Annotated in this window: 16 protein-coding genes and 4 tRNA genes; 12 read left to right on the forward strand and 8 right to left on the reverse strand. The window is 42.7% G+C overall.

Annotated elements, in window-relative coordinates:
• Window positions 1–66: 66 nt before the first annotated feature.
• The 4 genes from RA178_RS06695 (at window position 67) to RA178_RS06710 (ending at window position 2375) form a co-directional block, all read left to right on the forward strand.
• Entirely contained in the window at window positions 67–648 is a 582-nt protein-coding gene (locus RA178_RS06695) for a DUF2878 domain-containing protein (RefSeq protein WP_259540889.1), read from the forward strand.
• A 94-nt stretch (window positions 649–742) separates the two neighbouring features.
• Window positions 743–1357 carry a chalcone isomerase family protein gene (locus RA178_RS06700; protein ID WP_306685002.1) on the forward strand — a complete coding sequence of 205 codons (615 nt, stop codon included), beginning with the start codon at window positions 743–745 and terminating at the stop codon, window positions 1355–1357.
• Entirely contained in the window at window positions 1345–1890 is a 546-nt protein-coding gene (locus tag RA178_RS06705) for a DUF3833 domain-containing protein (protein WP_105251860.1), read from the forward strand. Before RA178_RS06700 ends, RA178_RS06705 begins: the two co-directional genes overlap by 13 nt.
• A gap of 257 nt (window positions 1891–2147) precedes the next feature.
• Window positions 2148–2375, forward strand: coding sequence for a hypothetical protein (locus tag RA178_RS06710; RefSeq protein WP_306685003.1), 228 nt, complete (start codon window positions 2148–2150; stop codon window positions 2373–2375).
• Window positions 2376–2458: 83 nt separating this feature from the next.
• On the opposite strand, the gene RA178_RS06715 is transcribed toward RA178_RS06710, so the two are convergent.
• A complete protein-coding gene (locus RA178_RS06715) occupies window positions 2459–2803 on the reverse strand; it encodes a DUF3634 family protein (RefSeq protein WP_105251862.1) in 345 nt (114 codons plus the stop codon).
• Window positions 2804–2956: 153 nt separating this feature from the next.
• Here RA178_RS06715 and RA178_RS06720 point away from each other — a divergent pair, with 153 nt between their 5' ends.
• The gene (locus RA178_RS06720; RefSeq protein WP_105251863.1) at window positions 2957–3142 is read left to right on the forward strand and encodes a hypothetical protein; all 186 of its coding nucleotides are present in this window, start codon (window positions 2957–2959) and stop codon (window positions 3140–3142) included.
• 293 nt (window positions 3143–3435) lie between these two features.
• Here RA178_RS06720 and RA178_RS06725 read toward each other — a convergent pair.
• The 4 genes from RA178_RS06725 to RA178_RS06740 form a co-directional block, all read right to left on the reverse strand.
• A tRNA-Thr gene (locus RA178_RS06725) sits at window positions 3436–3511 on the reverse strand.
• 44 nt (window positions 3512–3555) lie between these two features.
• Window positions 3556–3631 (reverse strand) — tRNA-Phe (locus RA178_RS06730).
• Between the two features lie 536 nt (window positions 3632–4167).
• Window positions 4168–4243: transfer RNA gene (locus tag RA178_RS06735), tRNA-Thr, on the reverse strand.
• Window positions 4244–4277: 34 nt separating this feature from the next.
• Window positions 4278–4353 (reverse strand) — tRNA-Phe (locus RA178_RS06740).
• Window positions 4354–4742: 389 nt separating this feature from the next.
• Between RA178_RS06740 and RA178_RS06745 the strand changes: the two genes are divergently transcribed.
• Together RA178_RS06745 and RA178_RS06750 are read left to right on the forward strand one after the other, a co-directional pair.
• Entirely contained in the window at window positions 4743–5294 is a 552-nt protein-coding gene (locus RA178_RS06745) for a cytochrome b (RefSeq protein ID WP_198572673.1), read from the forward strand.
• 4 nt (window positions 5295–5298) lie between these two features.
• Window positions 5299–5874, forward strand: coding sequence for a YceI family protein (locus tag RA178_RS06750; protein WP_028761297.1), 576 nt, complete (start codon window positions 5299–5301; stop codon window positions 5872–5874).
• 87 nt (window positions 5875–5961) lie between these two features.
• Here RA178_RS06750 and RA178_RS06755 read toward each other — a convergent pair whose 3' ends face one another.
• Window positions 5962–6240 carry an oxidative damage protection protein gene (locus RA178_RS06755; RefSeq protein ID WP_011788659.1) on the reverse strand — a complete coding sequence of 93 codons (279 nt, stop codon included), beginning with the start codon at window positions 6238–6240 and terminating at the stop codon, window positions 5962–5964.
• A 2-nt stretch (window positions 6241–6242) separates the two neighbouring features.
• The gene (gene mutY, locus RA178_RS06760; RefSeq protein ID WP_131523649.1) at window positions 6243–7334 is read right to left on the reverse strand and encodes an A/G-specific adenine glycosylase; all 1092 of its coding nucleotides are present in this window, start codon (window positions 7332–7334) and stop codon (window positions 6243–6245) included.
• Between the two features lie 200 nt (window positions 7335–7534).
• Here mutY and trmB point away from each other — a divergent pair, with 200 nt between their 5' ends.
• The 5 genes from trmB (at window position 7535) to RA178_RS06785 (ending at window position 11939) form a co-directional block, all read left to right on the forward strand.
• Complete coding sequence (gene trmB, locus RA178_RS06765; RefSeq protein ID WP_105251866.1) at window positions 7535–8251, forward strand: tRNA (guanosine(46)-N7)-methyltransferase TrmB; 717 nt, start codon at window positions 7535–7537, stop codon at window positions 8249–8251.
• Window positions 8252–8299: 48 nt separating this feature from the next.
• Window positions 8300–8626: a YggL family protein gene (locus tag RA178_RS06770; RefSeq protein WP_028761293.1), complete on the forward strand. Its 327-nt coding sequence runs from the start codon at window positions 8300–8302 to the stop codon at window positions 8624–8626.
• Window positions 8626–9540: a glutaminase B gene (gene glsB / locus RA178_RS06775; RefSeq protein ID WP_113939414.1), complete on the forward strand. Its 915-nt coding sequence runs from the start codon at window positions 8626–8628 to the stop codon at window positions 9538–9540. The genes RA178_RS06770 and glsB overlap by 1 nt, the downstream gene beginning before the upstream one ends.
• Before the next feature lie 183 nt (window positions 9541–9723).
• Window positions 9724–10545, forward strand: coding sequence for a YggN family protein (locus RA178_RS06780; RefSeq protein WP_306685004.1), 822 nt, complete (start codon window positions 9724–9726; stop codon window positions 10543–10545).
• A gap of 452 nt (window positions 10546–10997) precedes the next feature.
• On the forward strand, window positions 10998–11939 hold the full coding sequence (locus tag RA178_RS06785; RefSeq protein ID WP_006082526.1) for a LysR family transcriptional regulator: 942 nt from the start codon (window positions 10998–11000) through the stop codon (window positions 11937–11939).
• A gap of 655 nt (window positions 11940–12594) precedes the next feature.
• Here the strand turns inward: RA178_RS06785 and RA178_RS06790 are convergent.
• Window positions 12595–14445 carry a DUF885 domain-containing protein gene (locus RA178_RS06790; RefSeq protein ID WP_306685005.1) on the reverse strand — a complete coding sequence of 617 codons (1851 nt, stop codon included), beginning with the start codon at window positions 14443–14445 and terminating at the stop codon, window positions 12595–12597.
• Between the last annotated feature and the right edge of the window lie 147 nt (window positions 14446–14592).

Here is a 14592-nt window from a genome sequence, read left to right on the forward strand (position 1 = left end):
AGTGGAAATAACCATTTTCGTTGGAATGAGCCGCTTTGTTTGCAGCAAGATAAAAGTGAGGCAAAGATGAAGTCTATGTTAGCTAACTCTCGGGTTCCTTTTAAACATCAGGGCTTTATTCTCTATAACGCCTTGAGTTTTCAGGCTGTGTGGTGGTCTAGCGTACTTTGGCTTAACACCTCACTGTTGTTAACTATCCCTTTGTTATTATTTCACTTTATCCTGCTAGCTTCATTAGGTAAGCACGAGTATCGCAAAGTGGATTTGCTATTGATGCTAAAGGTTGCAGCCTTAGGAATAGGCGTAGATACCGTACTCTCTGTTTTAGCGGTGTTTGAGTTTGCTCTTTTCCCTTGGTGGCTTGGTTGCCTGTGGCTGCATTTTGCTTTGACTCTGAATCATAGTTTGGCCTTTATGCGACCTTTACCGCTGATATTTCAGGCGTTACTCGGGGGCGTATTTGGTGGGTTAAGCTATTTGGCTGGCGCACAATTTAATGCCGTGAGTTTGCCCTATGGCAATGTTATTTCTGCTGTGGTGTTATTTTTGGTTTGGCTAGTCTTACTGCCATTTTTAATCCAACTTGCTAATCCCTATGGATTTAATCGAAGCACTAAAGCGCGTTCTTTTACTGTGTTTGGGCGTTAATTATGGAGTTGTAGGAATTGATCGCGGTTAAGTCATTATGCCGTTTTTAGTTAAGTACCTGTTGTAAGACATCATGCAGTAAAAGGGGGATCCCATGTCGTCAGTTCGTAATCGTAGCCCAAATCTTGGTTTTTCATTTTTGAATTCAAGCTGCTTAAGTCTATTGGCCCTTAGTTTATTGGCCGCACCTTTAAAAGCGTTAGAGGCGAAAACGCCTGATTTTGAAAACATTACTATCGAACTGAATGATGCCGCCGATGTGACGCAGACTTTTCAGGAAGTGGGCCGCGGAGAAATGGATTGGCTGTGGTTTAGTTTGTATAAGGCGAGACTGATGACGGTAAATGGTAGTTATCAACAGGGGCAATATCCTCTGCTGTTAGATATTGAATATTATCGAGATATAGAGTCAGAGGATTTACTCGAAGCGACAAAAGATCAATGGAAGCATCTAGCGTTTGCCGAAAATGATATCCAACGTTGGTTGGGTTTATTAAATGCGACTTGGCCCGATGTGAAGCAGGGCGACCATTTAAGTTTTAAGGTGATAGATGGACAAACGAGTCAGTTTTTCTTTAATCATCAACCACTCGACATTATCAATGATGCTAATTTTACTGAGGCATTTTTAGCTATTTGGTTATCGAAAGCCACTAGTCGTCCTAGTTTGCGGGCGCAATTACTCGGAGAAAAACCATGCGATTGTTGAAACGGCTTGTCGGCCGAAAGTTATTTTTAGGTTTAATAATGATAGGGCTGTTGTCGAGTTGTTCATCGGTGGAAGTGACTGATTATAAAGATACTCATCCGACATTGGTTTTGGAGTCATTTTTTAATGGGCCATTAAAAGCCTCTGGGGTCGTACAAGATTTTAGTGGCAAAGTAATCCGCAAATTCAATGTCATTATGGAAGCCAGTTGGCAGGGAAGTGAGGGAGTCATTAATGAATGGTTTGTGTATGATGATGGTGAAACTCAAACTCGTGTGTGGCGCATCAAGGCACTAGGGGAAGGGCGATACTCAGGAACTGCAGGTGACATTATCGGGACTGCCGATGGCCAATCTAGTGGCAGTGCGCTACGTTGGAAATACGATATGTTATTGCCTGTGGATGGTGAGGAATATCAAGTTCATTTCGACGATTGGATGTTCTTAGTGAATGATAATACCATTATAAATCAGAGTGATATTATTAAGTTTGGCATCACAGTTGCTAAAGTCACTTTAGTTATTCAAAAATAGTTTCAGCAATTTTTAGTTAAGTTGGCTTACCCCAGCTTGTCTTGGATTAACTCTGTTGATTAAGACTTAAATTGGCTTAAACAGTATAGCTTGGCTAATAACCCCCTTTTTTCTGCATTAAAGTGTTGAAGTCAAACCAAAGTTGCAGCTAGGCATTTTTGCTAGTGGTATAAGCTATATATGGGGGTAAGGTTATTGCAACCCATTGTTTAAATTTAATTAATCTGAGCTTAAGTCTAAATGGATAGGGGTAGTCGATGAATAAACACGTTATTTTATGGGGAGTATTTTTTAGTCTGTCGTTAACTGCTTGTTCATCTTTTGACTTTAAGTTTGAGGATCATTCTGAGAAACAAGTCGATCCTCATCAACCCGCAAGCGATCCTATGGTGCAAGATAATGAACGTCGTATTCGAGATGCTAGAAAAGACGGGCAGTTAGAATCCGATTTTCTAAAACCTAGGTATCCAGTTAAGTTTAAATAAGAAGATGCCTTAGGAACTCACTTCAACCTCAATACTTAACTATCAATAGCAAGTATTAAGGTTGCTAGGGGAGAGGCGAAGAACTAACCCGCTTGACGACTGTTATCTATCGATTTTTTGTCATAATATTCAAACGGAAACAGATTACGAATCCTTTGCTTTACATTGTCACTCACGTTGGCAGAAATATGTAAGCGTACATCTCCTGATTTTTCAGCCCTAACAGTACAAGTCAGTTTTTCGGTTTTAGCGATTTGGCGGCATTCCCGTTCGAATCGTTCGGGGATCTTGCCCTTATGCTGAGTCATACGGCCATCTTTAAAATGCATTTCAAAAATAGTCAGACCTTTCTTGCCACCAAATATCAGTTTGTAAACGAGAAATATACCAATAGCGACAAAAATGAGTTTGAAAATATCGGCTGTCATAACGCCTCCTATTTTATGTTTGTAGAACCAAGATACTCCCGAGTTAGTTGTTTTAACAGTGCGCTAACGCGCAATTTTGAATTGGCAATAAAATGATTCCAGCCTAGACTTAACTGGCTAAGGAAAAGTAACCCCTCAGTTAAGGAAAACGCCATGTACTTATCAAATGCAGATCGTTGGTCATTATTGTGTAAGAAGCAAATTGATGTTATCGAAAAACTTGCTACACATTTCCCCGAGAGAAAAGCACATCTAAGTGAGCTCACTCAAGGGTGGCGCCATGTTCAACATCAAGTTCAAGCAGGTGATAGGCCTATGCCACTCGAGCTCATCAAATAAGCACGATTGAGTCATTTGGAACTAGATAGTTTGTATAAGAACGCAAAGCCACTCAATAATGAGTGGCTTTTTTATGTGGCGAATATAAAACTATCATTTATAGGGGTAAAGGATTAAGTGATTGTCTGTTGCGTGATGTCAATAAATTATCTTATACGCTCAATTTGAGCGTTTATTGTGCCAGTATTGAGGGCGCTATCGTTATTATTGAGGAAAGTCAGTTGCGCTTTGTACTGAACACTTCAAATTTCAGATACAAAAAAGCCACTCATTGAGTGGCTTTTTTGTTTATATGGTGCCGGCACCAAGAGTCGAACTCGGGACCTACTGATTACAAGTCAGTTGCTCTACCAACTGAGCTATGCCGGCGTAAAGCACGGTAATAAACCCAATCGAATTCATTACCTTAAAAGTGGTGCCCGAACCCGGAATCGAACCAGGGACACGAGGATTTTCAATCCTCTGCTCTACCGACTGAGCTATTCGGGCAACTAAACTAAGCGTTAGTTAACTACTTTGAACTAAGTCGTGAAGACCTTGTTCGTTCGAAGTGCGCGTATAATATAGTGCTCGCTTTAGCTGTGCAAGCCCTTTTTAAGTGACTGATTAACTATTAAACAAAATGCGCTTATTTATTTGATTCTTTCGTTTTACCCTTATTTTACCGCTGAAAGTTTCAGCACTTTAACGCCTATGGGTGTTCCTTTTGGCTGTTTATCCTAACTTCCTCATTTATTTATCTTCTATTTTGGAGAGAACAATTAAGGTTTAAGCTCATTTGTTGCAAGCAAGGAGCTGTGGAGCGCAGTGGGTATTGTTGAGCTTTGATTGATGGAAGCGGAGCAACTAAGAGTAAGCGAGTGGCTTCATTGTTTTATATAGTGCCGGCGGCACCAAGAGTCGAACTCGGGACCTACTGATATTATCAAGAGTAAGTCAGTTGCGATTGACCACAGACTTTATTAGTTATTATTCAAATTTCAGATACAAAAAAGCCACTCATTGAGTGGCTTCATTGTTTTATATGGTGCCGGCACCAAGAGTCGAACTCGGGACCTACTGATTACAAGTCAGTTGCTCTACCAACTGAGCTATGCCGGCTTAAATCTTTACTGCAATTTTTACTACAGAATAATGGTGCCCGAACCCGGAATCGAACCAGGGACACGAGGATTTTCAATCCTCTGCTCTACCGACTGAGCTATTCGGGCAACTAAACTAAGCGTTAGTTAACTACTTTGAACTCGTTGGCTAAGCCGTATCGTTCGAAGTGCGGCTATATTAGCTAGGGTGTTTGACCTCTGCAAGTGCTTTTTCCCGATAAATTACTCGTTCGGCTGTTTAATGCACATCTTGAGTGTTTTTTATCTCTTATTTTGCGAATTCAGTTCAATTTCATTCGTTGGCTGTATTTTTCAAGTCAGAGGGATACTGATGTTTACTATAGCGTTGTGCTCACAGATCATGATTTTTGGCTTACTTTCTAAAATTTAGAAAGATATAAGCGATTTTTACTGATTTTAGTTTTTAAATTTAGATTTATGATAATGAATATTATTTCATGGATAGCATGAAGAAAACGCGAGTACGGAGTCGCAGTATGTTTCGAAATAGTCAGTTTGCTTATGGAATTACCGCCATTGTGACCCATTGGTTGAGTGCGTTCGTCGTGATTGGGTTATTTGCAGTCGGTGTGTGGATGGTGGAGTTAACCTACTACAGTACTTGGTACAAGACTGCGCCGCATCTACATAAAAGTATTGGGATTCTGTTATTGGCTGCGACAATATTTCGTTTGGTATGGCGCTTAGTTAATCCCAAGCCTGTACCTGAGGCGAGTCATAAACCGTGGGAAAAGACGGCCGCACATTTGGCGCATTTTATTATTTATGTCTTGCTCTTTGTCATTATGACTGCTGGCATTTTGATCTCAACCGCAGATGGCCGTGGTATCTGGGTGTTTGATTGGTTTGAACTACCAGGATTGGGACTTTTGTTTGAAAACCAAGCTGATATCGCGGGTGATATTCACCAGTATGCGGCTTACAGCTTGATCGCGCTGGTCGTTATTCACGCGGCGGGCGCATTAAAACATCACTTTATCGATAAAGACACTACCCTACTTAGAATGATTAAATTTAAACGAGGATAATACAATGAAAAAGCAACTGTTAAGCGCACTGATTGGTGTATCTCTATTGGCTCCTGTGGCGGCTTCAGCTGCTGACTATGTGATTGATCATGAAGGCGCTCACGCTTCTATTACATTTAAAGTTAATCACTTAGGTTATAGCTATGTGGTGGGGCGTTTTAATGATTTTAGCGGCGATTTTAGCTACGATGCGGCTAAACCAACTGCGATGAAAGTGAATGTCACTGTGAATACATTAAGTGTCGATTCAAACCATGCTGAGCGTGACAAACATATTCGCGGTGAAGATTTCCTTAATACTGGCAAATTCGCTAAAGCGACCTTTGCATCTACTTCGGTGGAAGATAAAGGAAATGGCGATTTAGTGATTAACGGTAACTTAACTTTAAATGGTGTGACTAAACCCTTAGCGATCAAGGCCCATGCTGTGGGTGAAGGTCAGGATCCTTGGGGTGGCTACCGTGCCGGTTTTACTGGCACAACTACCTTTGCGATGAAAGACTTCGGTATCAAGATGGATTTAGGTCCAGCATCTAGCCATGTTGAATTAGATCTAGTGGTTGAAGGCGTGCGTAAGTAACTCTTTATTCTGCCATTTAGATAAACAAAAAGCGCCGAAGGGCGCTTTTTTGTAAGCTTTATACTTAGAGCCGACTAACGACCAGAATTAATCTTGGTCTTTTTCTGGTACAAAACCTTCAATTTCAACATCTTTACCTTCAAATAGGAAAGAGGTCATTTGTTCTTCAAGAAATTTACGATCATCAACATTCATCATGTTGAGTTTTTTCTCGTTGATCAGCATGGTTTGCTTTTTTTGCCATAGGCCCCAAGCTTCTTTGCTGATGTTATCAAAAATGCGCTTACCTAAATCACCTGGATACAGTTGAAAGTCTAGGCCGTCGGCTTCTTTATTTAAATATACGCAATTGACTGTACGCGCCATGATTATTCCTTACTGACTGCGGAGTGAACGAGTGATCCCAAATTGGCTAGCACGCGCTCGGTGGCGGCGGCGAGTCCCACTTTGGAAGGATGACTTATGTTATACCAGAGAGACTGGTTTTGTTCCATGACAGCACCCACGCTCTGTTTATCGCCGTGAGTTTTATCTAAGTTAAGCATCATGGGCTGAATATCTAAATGAAAGTGGCTAAATGTGTGCCTAAAGCCAGTTAACCATTCGAGTGGTTGCGCAGCAAACCCTTGCTCTTCAAGATGAGTTTCAAGTGCATTTTGGGTAGCAAACTCAGGGAAACACCAGAGCCCGCCCCAAATTCCCGCTGGCGGACGTTTAGCTAGAAAGACTTGATTGTCTTGCATCATCACTAACATCCACGCCGCTTTGGTCGGTATGGTTTTTTTAGGCTTCTTGCCGGGGAAATCGGTTTGTCTGCCAATCAGCTGAGCTTTGCAATCAATCGCTACAGGGCAAGCGGCACAGTTAGGTTTGCTACGAGTGCAAATACTGGCGCCGATATCCATCATGGCTTGATTATATTTCTGAATATCTTGCTGCGGTGTGAAGGCATCCGTCAGTTGCCAAAGTTGCTCTTCAACCGTCTTTTGCCCTGGCCAACCTGCGATTGCCCCATGTCTTGCTAATACACGTTTTACGTTGCCATCGAGAATGGGGTGATGTTGCCCAAGTGACAATGACAATACTGCGCCTGCCGTCGAGCGGCCGATGCCGGGTAGGGCGAGCACTTGTTCAAAATGTGTTGGAAATAATCCCTGATAATCATCGCGGATTATTTTGGCTGCTTTATGCAGATTACGCGCCCTAGCGTAATAGCCAAGACCGGTCCAATGATGTAATACCTCATCGTCTGGCGCGTTAGCAAGTGCTAACACATCGGGGAAACGCGCCATAAATTTAAGATAATAGGGAATAACAGTCGCAACCTGAGTTTGTTGCAGCATAATTTCAGAAACCCATACGCGATATGGGGTTTTATCTTGCTGCCAAGGGAGGGTTTTACGACCGTGATTGTCGTACCAAGAGACGATACGTGTAGCGAAGGAGGCTGTAGATTTCATCGGCGCAGTGTAGCGGCAGTTATCTTCTTAGACAAGCGTCAAAGATAAGTTGGCAAGGGATCTAAAGCTAAAAATCGCTGCTAAATTCGCACTCTTAAATAATCTTGGTATACTTTCGCCCCATTAGTGCTTGCACTGTATGTTGAACTTTGGATAATGCCCTTCTTTTATGATGGTGTTGTCCACTAGACGAGGCAAAAATGAGCGAAGTCACTACCGCTGAATTTAATGAAGAAGGCAAGTATCTGCGCAAGATCAGAAGCTTTGTCCTGAGAGAAGGTCGCCTAACCAAAGGCCAAGCACACGCTATTGAAAGCCAGTGGCCAACAATGGGTTTAGATTACAGCCCAGTGCCATTGGTACTAAGCGACGTTTTTGGTCGTGAAGCTGATACTGTGCTGGAAATTGGCTTTGGCATGGGCGCCTCTTTAGTACAAATGGCTAAAGATGCACCAGAGCAAAATTTCATTGGTATTGAAGTACATAAACCGGGTGTAGGCTCTTGCCTCAGTGATGCCGCCATTGCTGGTGTGACTAATTTACGTGTGTATCATCACGATGCCATGGAAGTATTAGAACATGCGATTGCTGACGGTTCATTAGCCCGAGTGCAATTGTTCTTCCCAGATCCTTGGCATAAAAAACGTCACCATAAACGCCGCATCGTGCAAGCTGAATTTGCCGAACTGATTCGTCGCAAGCTAAAAATTGGCGGTGTGTTCCATATGGCCACTGACTGGGAAGAGTACAGCGAGCATATGTTAGAGGTGATGCAAGCCGCTCCGGGTTATCAAAATCAGTCGGCCGACGGCAGTGTGGTGCCGCGTCCTGATCATCGTCCATTGACAAAGTTTGAAGCCCGCGGCCATAGATTGGGTCACGGTGTATGGGATCTGATGTTTGAGCGTATCGCTTAATCACGAACTCAATTTTAGCTAATTTTAAACACAAAAGGGAAAATCACTATGGCAACTAATCGTAGCCGTCGTTTACGTAAGAAAATGCGCGTTGATGAATTCCAAGAGTTAGGTTTCGATATGGCTTGGACTTTTGATGCATCAGTATCTGAAGCCGATATCGATGCAACTGTAGATAAATTCATCGATGAAGTGATCGAAACCCGTAAATTAGGTTTCCATGGCGGCGGCCACATCGAATGGGAAGGCATTATCGCCACCCAAACGATTGGTAAATGTACCGAAGAAGATATTGCTGCAGTTAAGGCATTCTGGGCGACCCAAAAAGTGTCTCAGGTTGAAGTTAGCGAACTGTACGACATTTGGTGGGGTTAATGCCCGAGTTGGCATTACTTGAGGAAGTGGTCGAGAAAGTTCGACCCTTGCTCGGCCAAGGAAAGGTTGCAAATTATATCCCCGCACTGGCCAGCGTTGATGCTGGCAAATTAGGCATTGCCGTCACGACTGTTGACGGTGAAACTTTAGGTGCGGGTGATTACCTTGAGCCGTTTTCGATTCAAAGTATCTCCAAAGTTTTCAGCTTAACCTTAGCGTTAACTTTATATGAAGAAGCCGAAATTTGGAGCCGAGTTGGCAAAGAACCTTCGGGTCATTCATTCAACTCTTTAGTACAAGTCGAGTTAGAACGTGGCAAGCCGCGTAATCCCTTTATCAATGCTGGCGCGTTAGTGATTGCTGACTTATTGCAGAGTCGTTTAGGCGCACCTAAACACAGAATGCTTGAGTTAGTCAGGCAACTAAGCCAAAACGATAAAGTGTGTTTCGATAAACAAGTAGCAGATTCAGAATATCAGCATAGTGCGCGCAATGCGGCTATCGCTTATTTGATGAAGTCATTTGGTAATTTTCAAGGTGATGTTGATACTGTGCTGCGCACCTATTTTCATTATTGCGCCTTGAAGATGAATTGTGCTGACTTGTCTAAGGCCATGTTGTATTTGGCTAATCGCGGTAAAAGTATCACAGGGACTGAGCTTATCTCTCAAGTGCAAACTCGGCAACTTAACGCTCTGTTGGCAACCTCGGGCTTATACGATGGTGCGGGTGAGTTTGCTTATCGTGTTGGTATGCCAGGTAAAAGTGGCGTCGGCGGCGGTATTATTGCCGTGATCCCTGGAGAACTGTCGATTTGTGTATGGTCGCCAGAACTCGATAATAATGGCAACTCACTTGCGGGCACTGCGATGCTTGAGCATCTCAGTCAGCGTCTCGGTCGTTCTATTTTCTAGTCTTATCTCTCGTTTTTTATTAGCACTATCAGACTAAATGTTAGCGAATTTCGCTAATGACCTTTTAGTGCTAACTTTCAAAATTAAACATAATCAAATCGTTATAAAGTTGGCACGTCTCCTGCTATAAGCTATTCAGTAGTTTAGGTTTATCGAATTATTCAGATTAAAGGACGAACAAAAATGAAATTAAATAAGTTATTAACTGGATTTGCATTATCTGGCGTGATTTTAGGGGCATCTAGCGTACAGCTGGCGCAAGCACAAATAGAGCCAAAAATAGATGAGCGCTGTGAAGTCTCCTTAAATTATGACGTTATGGTTGAGCCTAAAAAATTAGTTATGAGCGAGAAGGGCACAGAAAAGTATCGTATCGAAGTTGACAAGTTATTTGTGGAAGGTAAGCAAGTTAACTTAACCGACAAGCAGAAAAAATTGGTTACTCAATATGCCGATGAAGTTTCGACTCAAGTGCCAGAAGTGATTGAACTGGTGAATGAGGCAGTATCTCTTGCTTCCAAAGCGGTTGGTATGGCCTTAACACCTTTAATGGGTGATGCCGCTGGTGCAAAATTTGATGAAATGATGGCTGGCGTTCAAAAACGGGTTGATTCAGTGGCTTACAAGAATGGTGATAGCTTCTATTTAGGGGCGACTGAAGACTCGATGCAAAGTACATTTAACGATGAATTCGAGCAGGAAATGGAACAAATTGTCCAGAATTCAATTGGCGCCATTATGATGAACTTAGGTGGCCAAATCATGTCTGGTGGCGGTGAAAATTTTGAAGCCAAGATGGATACCTTCTCCAAAAAAATGGACAATTTAGGCCAAGATATTGAGCAACAAGTTGAGAGCCAATCTAAGGGATTAGAAGCTAAGGCTGACCGTTTGTGCGACCGATTTGAACATCTGTTAGTGCTTGAAAATCAATTGCGCCAAGAAGTGCCAGAACTAGCACCTTATGTGTTGACACAAAACTCAACCAAGGAACTGCGTGAATAGTTCTTGCAAATAGTTCTTGTAAATAGTTCTTGCGAATCGCCCTTAGTTTTAACTGCAATAACTTCTATCTCCTTGTGCATGAGTCAAACTTGAATGCTACGCCCCTAGTCAATTTATCGACTAGGGGCTTTTTTATTGGCTACGGTTTAATCGTGGTGACAACCCTTATGGCTAAGTTGATGTGGCTTATAGGCTAGGCTTGCAGCGATTTAGTTCGGAATGTTACAGTCTAGAGACGAATATTTGGTATACTCTTAAAATATAATTAAAAGCTGGCATATCAGTCAGATATAACCCCCTACTTTAGTGGACTTTTTCGGTCTAAATCTCTGCGTTATATCATTTTGATGCGAGATATCAATGCTATGGTTATTTTTAAGCGATGATTACGCTAACCATAGCTGCTCACCGAAAGTTAATATCATTGTCGTAAACAGCTTAAGGCGACTTCCATGTTAGAACTGTTAGAACCTATTGCGATTTTTACTCATGTGGCCAGAGCAGGTAGTTTTAGTGCCGCCGCAAGAAGGCTTGGGATCTCTAAGTCTAAGGTCAGTACACAAGTCGCCGATCTTGAACATAGACTTGGTGTTCAATTAATTCAACGTACCACCCGCAGCTTAAGTCTGACTGAAGCAGGGCATTTGCTGTATCTGCAAGGTGAAGAACTGCTGCGTGACGCTGAACAAGCGATAGCCAGCGTGCATAACTTAAATGATGCGACCCGCGGCGTGCTTAAGGTGGGGATTTCCCAATCCTTTGGAGTGATGCATATCATTCCTGCGTTGCCATCTTTTATGGCAAAACATCCTGAGCTTGAGCTACAAGTGAGCTTACTGGACCATAAAGTGGATGTCGTGAGCGAAGGCTTAGACTTACTGTTAACTATGTCTGAGCAATTACCGCTTGGCATGGTTGCTAGACCTCTGATGAAGTGTCAATTCCTGTTAGTTGCTTCGCCTGGCTATATTGCTCAACATGGCGAGCCAACTCGACCTGAGCAGCTAGTTGACCACAACTGTTTGGTCTATCAAGGCGAGTGGCACGAGCACAGCATGTGGCAATTTAAGAAGGGTGATGACTACTGTGAAATTGGCGTATCGGGTAATTTCAGGGTGGATAATGCGCCTGCATTAAAATCTGCTGCAATCAGTGGTCTTGGGGTTGTGTATCTTGCGAGTTATCTGATGGAAGATGAAATTGCCAAAGGGACATTAGTGCCTTTACTGAAGGATTGGCAATTGACCCACCATCTGCCATTGCAGGCGGTTTATCCCCGTCGTAAGCACTTAGCACCTAAGGTCAGTTCTTTTATCGAATTCATCAAAGATCACATAGGAACGCCACCGTATTGGGATGCTCCCTATGTCGAATTATTCAGTAAACGTCAGTAAAATAGGAAACATTGTTCTCAAAAGCAGTCTTATGTGGTTTTAAATTGAGCGCGCACTTTTATGGTTATTTAAAATCAATACTTTAGATTGGGTTGGTGAGTACATTTGCTGATGGTTTTTTAGGGGTTTCTAAAGCACTTTTTATAACATCCTTGAACTCTGTTCTTAATTGAATACAATGGTAACAGTTGATTCGGAATGATCTGAGTCCTATACGTTTATTGGAAATGACCCCTTTCAATTTTTGTATACAGGTCGGCGTTAATGCAGTTTTGGATCACAGCCAACAGAAGTTTGAGAACTAAAACAATGTTGGCTCTTTAAACCATCATCCTAGTTTTTGGTTTACCTCAGCTTTATCGCTGAGGTAATTTTTTTATTGATGGTTTGCAGCCTTGAGCACAAGTTTTGTCTCCCTGTACCCTAAAGTCGCAACTGTGTGTTAAATGATGTGAAGGCGAGTGCTAAAGCATATATTAATGCAACAAATATAGTGACCCACAGTGAGAAGGGTTCTGTTATCTAACGGGATAATGGTACCAATAAAAAAGCCACTTTCGAGTGGCTTTTTTATTGGCTGCAGCTTAAGACTTTCACTTATGTCGCTTTAGTCGTGAAGCAAGTTAACAGTGCTTCACGGTTCAGCATTAAGGCATTAGGCCTGCTTCTTACTGGCTATCCAGAGATCGACTTGTTGCTCTAACACATCTAGTGGCAATGCGCCATTAGCAAGTACTAGCGTATGGAAGTCGCGGATATCAAATTGACTGCCAAGCTGTTGCTCTGCTTTATGTCTGAGTTCCAGCAGCTTAATCATGCCCACTTTATAGGCTGTCGCTTGCGATGGCATAACGATATGGCGTTCAACCATTTTCACCGCATCTGATTTAGCATTTGGCGTATTGTCCACGTAATAGGTTATGCCTTGCTCGCGGGTCCACTTTTTAGCGTGGATACCAGTATCAACGACTAAGCGACATGCACGCCACAGTTCCATTGCTAGGCGACCAAAGTCAGAATAGGGATCGGCGTAGAGTCCCATTTCTTTCGGGAAAGATTCGCTATATAAGCCCCAGCCCTCAATATACGCGGTATAGCCCCCAAACTTACGGAACTTAGGAATATTTTGCAGTTCTTGGGAAATGGCGATCTGCATATGGTGACCCGGAATACCTTCGTGGTAGGCCAGCGCTTCCATTTGGTATTTTGGCATGGCTTTCATGTCATATAGGTTTGCATAGTAGCTACCTGGACGCGAACCATCCGGTGCCGGTTGTTCATAGAAGGCTTTACCCGCGGATTTTTCCCTAAAGGCTTCAACCTGCTTCACGACCATGGCGGCCTTAGGTTTTACTTTGAACACTTCATCCAAGCGCGACTTCATATTGTCGATGAACTTAGTCGCCTCAGCTAAATAGGCGGCTTTGCCTTCGGCGGTATTGGGGTAGTAGAACTGGGGATCGTCACGCATAAAGCTAAAGAATTGCTGTAAATCGCCTTTAAAGTTGACCTTCGTCATGATGGCGCGCATTTCATTGTGAATACGTTCCACTTCAGAAAGCCCTAAGTCATGGATTTGATCGGCGGTCATGTTTGTCGTAGTAGTACGAGCTAAGGCATTGTTGTAGAAGGCTGCGCCATTAGGGAGTTTCCACGCACCATCACGGTCGTCAGCTTTGGTCGCTAAAGTTTTTATATAATCAATGAGCTTGTTGTAGGCGGGCTCGACTTGAGTCACTAGTGCTTGCTCAGCTTGCTTTATTAACGCTTGTTTCTCTGTTTCTTGAATCGCTAATGCGTTAACTTTACGGCGAAAATCTGCGAGTAACGCGCTGTCGTCGCCTTTATCAAAAGGCGCACCTTTGATGATGTTTTGGCTGTCTGAAATCACATAAGTGAATACGAACTTAGGCGCGATAATGCCTTTATCTGCGCGAACGGCTAATACTGTCTGTAATTGACTTAAGCGTTTGGGAACGCCATTCAAGCGACTGATATAGGCCTTGGCATCGCTGACATCTGTGATTTGATGTTGGTTAATTAAGAAGGAGGCGATCATAGAGTGGCCACCATACATCTGATTCACAGGGTAATTATGATAGCGCCATTGGTCATCTTCGATGTCATTTTGCAGATTTTGCTTCAGTAACGTGAGGCTAAGATTAGTTTGTGGATCGAGTTTGGTCGCATCAATCTGATTGACCCGCGCCACTTGTTTTTTTGTGCGATCTAGGGTTTTATCATCGGCGGCATCACCTAGTTCATCCCATTTATCATAGTCTTGCTTGATCCCCATATAGGTCTGCGAAATGGGACTTGCCATAATGTTTTCCATGAAGATGGTTTCGAACAGGGCATTGGCTTTTTCTGATTCGGTTTGCGCTACTGCATTCACAGGTTCGCTTGCACTGTGTAAGGCTGGCGCAGTTGATGCTGCATACGCGGGAATGGTCAGCAGAGCTGAAAGGGTCAGTGCGACTAAGCTGATTTTAGTTTTTATTGGCATGATCAGGCTTCCTAGATTGATTTGCATCAATACTAAAGAAGCGGAACAAGAATGTATGGATATTAGTGTTAGAAAATGTGTTAGCAGTAATAGTATTAAACTGCACTATTGAAAGCTAACACATTATTTATAGAGCTATTTTAACGG

Origin of the sequence: Shewanella oncorhynchi (genome assembly GCF_030848765.1) — a bacterium.
Lineage (GTDB): Bacteria > Pseudomonadota > Gammaproteobacteria > Enterobacterales > Shewanellaceae > Shewanella > Shewanella oncorhynchi.